The 9,273-nt window shown below is 42.6% G+C and carries 8 protein-coding genes; all 8 read left to right on the top strand.

Features of this window, described 5'->3' with window-relative positions:
* Window positions 1-398 precede the first annotated feature (398 nt).
* The 8 genes from ppdK to NBH16_RS15805 all read left to right on the top strand — a co-directional run bounded on the left by ppdK (window position 399) and on the right by NBH16_RS15805 (window position 9,260).
* Complete coding sequence (gene ppdK, locus NBH16_RS15840) at window positions 399-3,119, top strand: pyruvate, phosphate dikinase (protein WP_008772196.1); 2,721 nt, start codon at window positions 399-401, stop codon at window positions 3,117-3,119.
* Window positions 3,120-3,499: 380 nt separating this feature from the next.
* Window positions 3,500-4,594 (top strand): PAS domain-containing sensor histidine kinase, encoded by a 1,095-nt coding sequence (locus NBH16_RS15835; RefSeq protein WP_005862364.1) that lies wholly within the window; start codon window positions 3,500-3,502, stop codon window positions 4,592-4,594.
* 58 nt (window positions 4,595-4,652) lie between these two features.
* Window positions 4,653-5,042 carry a LytTR family DNA-binding domain-containing protein gene (locus tag NBH16_RS15830; RefSeq protein WP_005857058.1) on the top strand — a complete coding sequence of 130 codons (390 nt, stop codon included), beginning with the start codon at window positions 4,653-4,655 and terminating at the stop codon, window positions 5,040-5,042.
* Window positions 5,043-5,046: 4 nt separating this feature from the next.
* Window positions 5,047-5,700, top strand: a complete 654-nt coding sequence (locus NBH16_RS15825; protein WP_005857056.1) for an FHA domain-containing protein — start codon at window positions 5,047-5,049, stop codon at window positions 5,698-5,700.
* Window positions 5,701-5,842: 142 nt separating this feature from the next.
* Window positions 5,843-6,097, top strand: a complete 255-nt coding sequence (locus NBH16_RS15820; RefSeq protein ID WP_005857054.1) for a hypothetical protein — start codon at window positions 5,843-5,845, stop codon at window positions 6,095-6,097.
* Window positions 6,094-6,609 (top strand): FHA domain-containing protein, encoded by a 516-nt coding sequence (locus NBH16_RS15815; RefSeq protein WP_048927280.1) that lies wholly within the window; start codon window positions 6,094-6,096, stop codon window positions 6,607-6,609. Before NBH16_RS15820 ends, NBH16_RS15815 begins: the two co-directional genes overlap by 4 nt.
* Window positions 6,610-6,621: 12 nt before the next feature.
* On the top strand, window positions 6,622-7,425 hold the full coding sequence (locus NBH16_RS15810; RefSeq protein WP_005862361.1) for a PP2C family protein-serine/threonine phosphatase: 804 nt from the start codon (window positions 6,622-6,624) through the stop codon (window positions 7,423-7,425).
* A gap of 41 nt (window positions 7,426-7,466) precedes the next feature.
* Entirely contained in the window at window positions 7,467-9,260 is a 1,794-nt protein-coding gene (locus NBH16_RS15805; RefSeq protein WP_270616597.1) for a serine/threonine-protein kinase, read from the top strand.
* Window positions 9,261-9,273 lie beyond the last annotated feature (13 nt).

Below are 9,273 nucleotides of genomic sequence, written 5' to 3'. Positions count from 1 at the left end.
GATTGATAATAAGAATGAAGAAGATGCAATTTCTCTTCTTCGCTGTAATGCTCATGTTTTTTGCGCATAATAATTACACATTTTATTGTTATTGAATGTGTCTACCTATATCAGCATAAGACACAAATAAAAGAAAAAGATCATATATTATATGTAAGGGGCAAAGAGATAGGCGGGAAATCCGATGGGAAATGGAAGCGTCAACAAACTTCCGCACGCAAATGTAAGCATTTGCTGGATATAAATGGTAAAGAATAGTTGTAAAACATGTAAAAATCTTTAACGCTATTCGTGCTTGCAAAGTAGAAATAGCATATATTTGCAGCATTGCAAAGTTGAGATAGCAATATAACAGTTGAAATCAACAAAACTAGAATCTAAATTCAATACTGTCGAATATGGAAAGAAAAAGAGTTTACACGTTCGGAAATGGAAAAGCCGAAGGTAAGGCAGATATGAGAAATCTGCTGGGTGGTAAAGGCGCTAACCTTGCCGAGATGAATCTGATTGGTGTACCGGTTCCTCCGGGATTCACGATTACAACAGAAGTTTGTATAGAGTATTACGAGTTAGGCAAAGATAAAGTCGTAGAGTTGCTGAAAGCGGATGTTGAGAAGGCGATCGCTAATATCGAAACGTTAATGAACTCTAAGTTCGGTGATGTTGCCAATCCTCTGTTAGTTTCAGTTCGCTCCGGTGCCCGTGCGTCCATGCCGGGTATGATGGATACGATATTGAACCTTGGCTTGAACGACGAGGTAGTGGAAGGATTGTCTCGTAAGACGGGCAACGCTCGTTTCGCTTGGGATTCCTATCGTCGTTTCGTTCAAATGTACGGAGATGTCGTATTAGGCATGAAACCGACAAGCAAAGAGGATATCGATCCGTTTGAGGCGATCATCGAGGAAGTAAAGAAAGCGAAAGGCGTTAAGTTAGATAACGAGCTTGACGTTGAAGATTTGAAAACATTGGTCTCTAAATTTAAGGCAGCCGTTAAGGCCCAGACCGGACAGGATTTCCCGACTTGCGCTTATGAGCAATTGTGGGGCGCTATCTGTGCCGTGTTCAATAGCTGGATGAATGAGCGTGCTATCCTGTATCGTAAGATGGAAGGTATTCCAGACGAGTGGGGAACGGCGGTTAGCGTACAAGCCATGGTATTCGGTAATATGGGCGATACTTCCGCTACAGGCGTTTGTTTCTCTCGTGACGCGGGTAATGGTGAGGACTTGTTCAATGGCGAGTACTTGATTAACGCTCAAGGTGAGGATGTTGTAGCAGGTATCCGTACCCCGCAACAGATTACGAAGATCGGTTCACAACGTTGGGCTGAACGTGCCGGAATCTCAGAAGAAGAACGTATCGCTAAATATCCGTCCATGGAAGAAGCCATGCCGGAAATCTATAAGCAATTAGACGCTATCCAAGAGAAATTGGAAGATCATTATCGGGATATGCAAGATATGGAATTTACCGTACAAGAGGGTAAACTTTGGTTCTTGCAAACCCGTAACGGTAAACGTACCGGTGCCGCTATGGTGAAAATCGCTATCGACTTATTGCATCAAGGTATGATTGATGAGAAAACAGCGTTGAACCGTATCGAGCCGAATAAATTAGATGAGTTGCTTCACCCTGTATTCGATAAAAAAGCCGAGAAACTGGCGAAAGTGTGGGTAAAAGGTTTGCCGGCTTCACCGGGTGCCGCTACCGGACAGATCGTATTCTTCGCTGATGATGCCGCTAAATGGCATGCCGATGGCAAAAAGGTTGTCATGGTCCGTATCGAGACTTCTCCGGAAGACTTGGCCGGTATGGCTGTCGCCGAAGGTATCCTTACCGCTCGTGGAGGTATGACATCTCATGCCGCTGTTGTAGCTCGTGGTATGGGGAAGTGCTGCGTATCCGGTGCTGGTGCCTTGAACATCGATTATAAGAATAAGACTGTAGACGTTGATGGCGTGACTTTGAAAGAAGGTGATTATATCTCTATCAATGGTACGACCGGAGAAGTCTATGTCGGGCAGGTTGAGACAAAAGCCGCTGAGTTATCGGGTGATTTCGAGGAGTTAATGGCTTTAGCCGATAAATATACAAAATTGCAAGTTCGTACAAACGCTGATACGCCTCACGACGCTTCGATCGCTCGTAGCTTCGGTGCCGTTGGTATTGGCCTTTGCCGTACGGAGCATATGTTCTTCGAGGGTGAGAAGATCAAAGCTATGCGTGAGATGATCTTGGCCGAGGACGCTGAAGGTCGTAAGAAAGCGTTGGCGAAGATCCTTCCTTATCAGAAAGAGGACTTTAAGGGTATCTTCAAGGCTATGGCCGGATGTCCTGTTACCGTTCGTTTGCTCGATCCTCCTTTGCATGAGTTCGTTCCTCACGATTTGAAAGGTCAAGAGGAAATGGCTGAGACTATGGGCGTGTCCGTTAAGGAGATCCAAAAACGTGTGGAATCTCTTTGCGAGCATAACCCGATGTTGGGTCACCGTGGTTGCCGTCTAGGTAATACATATCCGGAAATTACGGAAATGCAGACTCGGGCCATTTTAGGTGCCGCTTTGGATTTGAAGAAAGAAGGTATTGAGGCTAAACCGGAAATCATGGTACCATTAACAGGTATCTTATATGAATTCAAGGAACAAGAGAAGGTGATCCGTACCGCGGCCGAAGAGCTATTCAAGGAAGTTGGCGATCGTATCGAATTCAAGGTAGGTACGATGATCGAGATTCCTCGTGCGGCATTGACAGCGGATCGTATCGCTTCCAGCGCTGAATTCTTCTCATTCGGAACGAATGACTTGACTCAGATGACATTTGGTTACTCTCGTGACGATATCGCTTCCTTCTTACCGGTTTACTTAGAGAAGAAGATTTTGAAGGTCGATCCGTTCCAAGTACTAGACCAAAATGGTGTAGGACAGCTGGTTCGTATGGCAACTGAGAAAGGTCGTGCCATCCGTCCGGATTTGAAATGTGGTATTTGCGGCGAGCATGGTGGTGAGCCTTCTTCCGTTAAGTTCTGCCATAAAGTTGGCTTGAATTACGTATCATGTTCACCTTTTAGAGTGCCCATCGCTCGTATCGCGGCGGCGCAAGCGGCTCTAGAAGACTAATCAAGGGGTTGATTTTTAATAGTTTAAGCACACGATAGACAGGAGGGTGGATTGAGTGATCAATCTACCCTCTATTTTTTTATAGTCATATGGTATAATCTTATATATCAGGATATTGAAGTGGAGGGGAAGGCAACAAAACGACTAGTTTAATCGTTCGTTTTAATTAGTCGTTTGCAAATATCGCAAAAAACATTTACTTATGAAAGTCAAAAAGACTTTAGAATATAATTTTGATGCGGTTTTTGGGGTATTTTACTAAACCTATATGTTCCCTATAAAATAATCGATATAAACGACTAATTAAAACGAACGATTAATTCATTCGTTTTTTATGGCTAAACCCTCTTTTTGCATAAATATAATGAGAACGGATATATATGAAAACGACATTAGGCATAGAGTTCGAGCCTTTTTTTCCTCAGATAAGTCATCGTGCCAAGATCGGCTGCGCAAAGTATGATTTGTCCACTGGGGAAGGAGTGGCGATGGAACAATGGTATCTGAATATGGGTGAAGTTCCGGGAACTCCATTGAGCCAGATAGTAGGCATATATTCCAATGTCAAGCCAGAAGACCGTGAATGCTTGAAAACTTCCTTGAGCCGACTTGTCCATGGAGAAACTGATCATGATCAAGGGGAAGTCCGGGTCAGGGATGGCGAGGGATGGAAATGGGTTCGTCTGGATATAATGGAGGCGGGTCTGGAGAAATCAAGCCCCATCCTATTACTGATGAATTATGATATATCTGAACTGAAAGCGATGGAAGAACGAATGCTGAAGGCCGAGAAATCAGAGCGTTTGAAATCCTCCTTTTTGGCAAACATCAGCCATGAGATCCGCATGCCATTAAACGCTATTGTCGGATTCTCTTCTCTTTTAGGGGATGAAGAGGATGGTGAGCTAAGACAAGAGTATATTAATCTTATTCAGACCAATAATGAGTTATTATTGGGTATCGTTAATGATGTATTGGATCTGGCTAAGCTCGAGTCTGGTACCATGACCTTTGATTTCATGGAATTTGATCTAAGACAACTTATTGTAGAAACGGTAGCTTCTTTCCAGATCAAAGTACCGAGAGGGGTAGCTTTGACCTATCCGGAATCTTTGGATTCCTTTTTATTACGCTCCGACCGTATCCGTTTGAAACAAGTTCTTGGCAATTTTATAACAAACGCAATTAAGTACACCTCTATAGGTAGCATCATCTTGTCATATCAAGCCATGGAGAACGAGGTTCTTTTATCCGTGACCGATACGGGGGAAGGAATGTCGGAGGAAATAAAACTTCATGTGTTCGATCGTTTTTATAAAGGACGAAACCAAAAGCAAGGCATAGGGCTTGGACTTTCTATCTGCCAAAATATAATTGAAAGGCTGGGAGGGCGTATCGGTGTCTCTTCTGAGCAGGGAAAAGGCTCTTGTTTTTGGTGCACTTTACCAATCTTTCCCCCAAAAGATACCTATTAAATAAAGAAAATACCGTATATTTGTTTTTGAAAGAGAAACGAAAAAACAATTTCTACGTATGGAGCGGTATTTAATTATAAAAACAAGGGATGAGTTGTTGCGCATTAAGATTGGTCAGATCCTTTATTTTGAAGCAGACAGGAACTATACGAAACTATTGTTGTCAAATGGCATCCAATTTACCTTCGCTATAAATATCGGAAAAATAGAAGAGATCTTAGAGAAGCAGGTCGCTGGTTGTAACAAGATATTAATGCGTGTCGGAAAAAGTCATATCATAAATAAAAATCATATCTTACAAATAAATCTCCCTAAGCAGCGTTTATTATTATTGACGGAAGAGGGTAAGCCTAAAGAGTTGGTAATATCCAAGGATCCGTTGAAAGTGCTGAAAGATAATCTTGAGAAGGAGATGGGAAAGCCTCAAGAGGAAGAGGAAAAGGAATAAGACTATGATTATAAAGATAGGAAAAGCAAAAGACAACGATTTTATTGCAAACGATCCTCATGTAAGCCGCCATCATGCCCGTCTGATACGTGAGGATGGTGGCAACTTATTATTGGAGGATACGGGATCTACTAACGGTACGTTCGTGAATGGAGCCCAGATCGTAAAGAAACGTGTTACTCCTACGGATCATATTCGCTTGGGGGATAGCTATGTCTTAAATCTTTCCGAGGTGCTTAAATACAATAATGATTATAGCGATGAATTTGCCGCATTGAAAAAAGTCTACGATGATTATATTCAAGCAAAAGTTAAGATTCAATCCTCTAATCAGTTTAAGACCAGATTATTTCAATCCTTACCATTTGCTTTGCCCGGAATAGTGGGGGTCGTGATAGGCTTCTTAGGGAAAGGTAGCCCGGAACTATTCGGCATCAGCCTCCTGATAACGATTTGTGCCCCTACGGTAGGAATCTATCTAGGAGCCAAGCAGTCGGCCAAGATTCCCCAGCAATTGCAGGATATCGCCAATCAATTTAAGATAGACTATGTTTGTCCGAAATGTGGGACATTCTTAGGTGAGATCCCTTGGGAATCATTGAAAAACCGAAAGCAATGCCCAGTTTCTTCCTGTAAGGCCAAATGGGTGAGAGAATGAGCCTTTTCTTTTCGTATAGTAAAACAGCCTCTTTTGTACATGAAACCCAAATGTTTGATTATAAGAGAGAATAACAAGTTTATTAATCCATTGCTTTTTGTACTTTTGTTTTCGAAATATTAATATATTAGGAACAAAGGTTATGCAAGAAGAGGAATATACATTCGTAACTTTAGACGGCAATGACGTCATGCCAGCGGATGCTGTCATAATAGACGTGGAAGGAGGAGGTGTCGACCTAGGCGATGCCATAGTTATAGACGATAGTAGCATCGAGTCTTTCGATCATTCAGACTTTATAACCTTGGCGGACGATACGGTTATGCTTTCCGATACAGATATGATGGATCTGTACTCTACGGATATGGATGGCGCAGATATTTCGTTTATCGTATGATCGCGGTTAAATGTCCACATTGCCATGTAGGATTAAAGGTAGACGAGGGGAAGATTCCCCTCGGCATTACCTCCTTTAAGTGTCCGAAATGCAAAGAGCCTATTCCTTTGTCCTTATTATCCGAGAAAAGTAATCATCAGGAAGTCGATTCCGATACGATTTTAGTGACACCTGTCAAGACTGGAATCGGCAGACTGACGGTTCTTCCAGACGGCGATACACCTGAACAAGCGTTTCCTCTTCACGAAGGGAAGGTTGTCATTGGCCGGAAGTCGAACGCCTCACAAGCTACGATGCCAATTATCACGGCTGATCGCACGATGAGTCGCGAGCATATTTGCATTGAGGTGAAAAAAGATTCAAAAGGTGGATATAAACATTTCCTTACCGACAATAATAGTAAAAACCATACGTTATATAATAACAGTTACCTAGAGAATGGCGAGGTGGTCGTGCTCAATGATAATGACGAGATTATTATTGGTCGCACCGTCTTACGTTTTAATGAATAAAACTCATTTGTTATGATTATAACGATCGGTAAGCCATGTGCTATTACGGAAAAAGGAGGCAGATCGAATAACGAGGATTCCATTTACCCGCTTCCCGAACAAGTGACCCTTGACCAAAAATTGTTTATGGTTTGCGATGGTGTGGGTGGAGCCGAGAAAGGGGAGGTAGCCAGCTCATTAGCTTGCGAGTCCATACAAACTTTCTTTTCTACGTTCCTAAAGGATGATCCCACGCCTGAGTTTATCCATAAAGCCGTACATTATGCGGAAGTCTGTTTCGACTCCTATGTTCAAGAGCATCCGGAAGCGATGGGTATGGCTACTACGCTCACCATGGCCTATATCGCTTCTTCCGGAATCGTATTGGCTCATATCGGAGATAGCCGGATCTATCATCTGAGGAAGGGGGAGATTTTATATCAAACAGAAGATCATTCATTGGTAAATTCATTGGTTAAATTAGGTAAGATCACTCCGGAAGAAGCGTTAACCCACCCCCAGCGGAATGTGATTATCCGGGCTATACAAGGCACTCATACTCCAACAGAAGCGGACATTATTACCTTGAACGATATTCAACCCGACGATTTCCTCTTTCTTTGTACGGACGGGGTTCTTGAAAGACTGAAGAATGAAAAGATCGCAGAGATATTTAATGGTCGTTTATCTGTTCCGGAAATAAAGGACGCCCTCATGGAAGCCTGTGACGGCAAGACCCGGGATAACTTTTCTTTTTATATCATACCTATTCAAAAAGTGGAAGATAGCATGGGTTTTAAGCAAAATATTCTCTCTTTTCTTTATTCTTTTATATAAATAACGTACTTTTGGCAGATTAAATGGAATTATTCAAGGTTATGAATCTGCCAGACGGACATCTTCTTCAAAACGGAAAATACAGACTTACTCATGTGGTTGGTCAAGGTGGTTTTGGCATAACCTACAGAGGAGTTTGGTACACAGAAGTTAAAGGATCTTTAGGTACCGTAAAGACGGAGGTCCCTATCTGTGTCAAGGAATATTTCTTCAAGGATTATTGTTATAGAGAACCCGGTTCTCAAGCCGTAAAAGTACATTCGGAGACGGGAAAGGTCTTATTTAACAAGTTCAAGGAAAAACTGATCAAAGAGGCAAAGATCCTATCGGAAGTTCACCATCCCTATATAGTAAACGTGTTGGAGGTTTTCGAGGAAAACAATACGGCTTATATTGCCATGGAGTATATTTCCGGCTTCTCGCTAAAATATATGCTTGAGAAAAACGGGATATTGCCCGAAGCTACGGTCCTTAAATATGTACGGCAAATTGGCGAGGCGTTACAATTCGTTCATGATAAGAGTATCTTGCATCTGGATATCAAGCCTAGCAATATCTTGATCGATAAGAACGGGAACGCCCGCTTGATCGATTTCGGAGTCAGCAAACGTTACGATATCGAGCAGGAAGAGACCAGCACTACGATGTTAACCCTTTCTAAAGGATTCGCATCCATAGAGCAATACGATAACGAAGGAACACAAGTGTTCTCGCCCCGTCCGGATATTTATTCCTTGGGAGCCACGATGTATAATCTGTTAACGGGAACAATCCCTACAGAATCTATACTACGTGCCGCACGTCCTTTGCGAAACCCCTCTGAAATCAATGCGGCGATCAGCCCGAAAACAGAGGCTGTTATCATAAAAGCGATGCAAATCATTCCTGCGGATCGCTTTGAGACGGTGGGCGAGATGTTGGCGTCTTTGGATTTTTCTCAAGCGGAAAAGGAAGTTCAGGTTGTCCCAAGTCCATCTCTCGAGATTGTGAATGAGGAAACAACGGTGGTTTATTCATCACCTGTAGATTCTAAATTAGTAGGATCGGATGATGAAGAGACTGTTGTCAATGTGGCTAATCCACCTACCGTGGAGCCAATAACAGAAAAGAATAATTCCAGAAAGAAAATAATTCCTATCGGAATCGCTATATTTGTCGTTGTAGGATCCGCTACGGCTCTTTTAGTGCATAGCAATAGGCCCACAAAAGAGGTTGTCGAGAGTATTGATTTACCTTCAGCTGTGGAGCCGGATAGCAATGTCTCAAAAGAAGTAGAAATGCCAGATCACCCAGTTTTACATACGGAACCTCCTATCTCTGAGATAAAGGAAGCGGAGAAACAAGAGCCTAAAGTGGAAGAGAAACGACCTATGGAAACAGAGCATACGATAGAAGAGAATGTTCTCCCGGATCAGCCATCGGAAAATGAGATGAATGAGAAATATAACTCGTTAATCGCCTCCGGTAAGGAAAAAATGGCCAAAGCTGATTATTCGGGAGCTAAGAAAGATTTGTCGGAAGCAAAGGATACGAAACTTACGGAAGAGGTAGTCCGGTTGATCATCGCTTGCGATGAGAAAACCGAGGAGAAACGTATAGCGGACAAAAAGGCCCTGTATGAGGAGAAAATGGCTTTCGGACGATATAAGATCGTACGTAAGAAGTCAAATAACAGATACGGGGCGATCGATTCGAAAGCCGAGGAACGTATTCCTTGCAAATACTTAAGTGTCGGTATCGCGGATAACGGCCGGGCATTCGAACGGGAAGACAATTTGTTTGATATTTATAATTCTGACGGATCATTGATTAGCGAAGGCCTTACTTATTATTGATTGTAATATTATG

The sequence above is a fragment of the Parabacteroides sp. Y3-G-102 genome, assembly GCF_023656845.1.
GTDB lineage: Bacteria > Bacteroidota > Bacteroidia > Bacteroidales > Tannerellaceae > Parabacteroides > Parabacteroides distasonis.
The sequence above is the reverse complement of the archived record's forward strand: the minus strand, read 5'-3'. Positions and strand labels throughout refer to the sequence as shown.

Coding starts and splice junctions, on each gene's coding strand:
- ppdK (WP_008772196.1), top strand. CDS start 399: ATGGAAAGAAAAAGAGTTTACACGTTCGGAAATGGAAAAGCCGAAGGT.
- NBH16_RS15835 (WP_005862364.1), top strand. CDS start 3,500: ATGAAAACGACATTAGGCATAGAGTTCGAGCCTTTTTTTCCTCAGATA.
- NBH16_RS15830 (WP_005857058.1), top strand. CDS start 4,653: ATGGAGCGGTATTTAATTATAAAAACAAGGGATGAGTTGTTGCGCATT.
- NBH16_RS15825 (WP_005857056.1), top strand. CDS start 5,047: ATGATTATAAAGATAGGAAAAGCAAAAGACAACGATTTTATTGCAAAC.
- NBH16_RS15820 (WP_005857054.1), top strand. CDS start 5,843: ATGCAAGAAGAGGAATATACATTCGTAACTTTAGACGGCAATGACGTC.
- NBH16_RS15815 (WP_048927280.1), top strand. CDS start 6,094: ATGATCGCGGTTAAATGTCCACATTGCCATGTAGGATTAAAGGTAGAC.
- NBH16_RS15810 (WP_005862361.1), top strand. CDS start 6,622: ATGATTATAACGATCGGTAAGCCATGTGCTATTACGGAAAAAGGAGGC.
- NBH16_RS15805 (WP_270616597.1), top strand. CDS start 7,467: ATGAATCTGCCAGACGGACATCTTCTTCAAAACGGAAAATACAGACTT.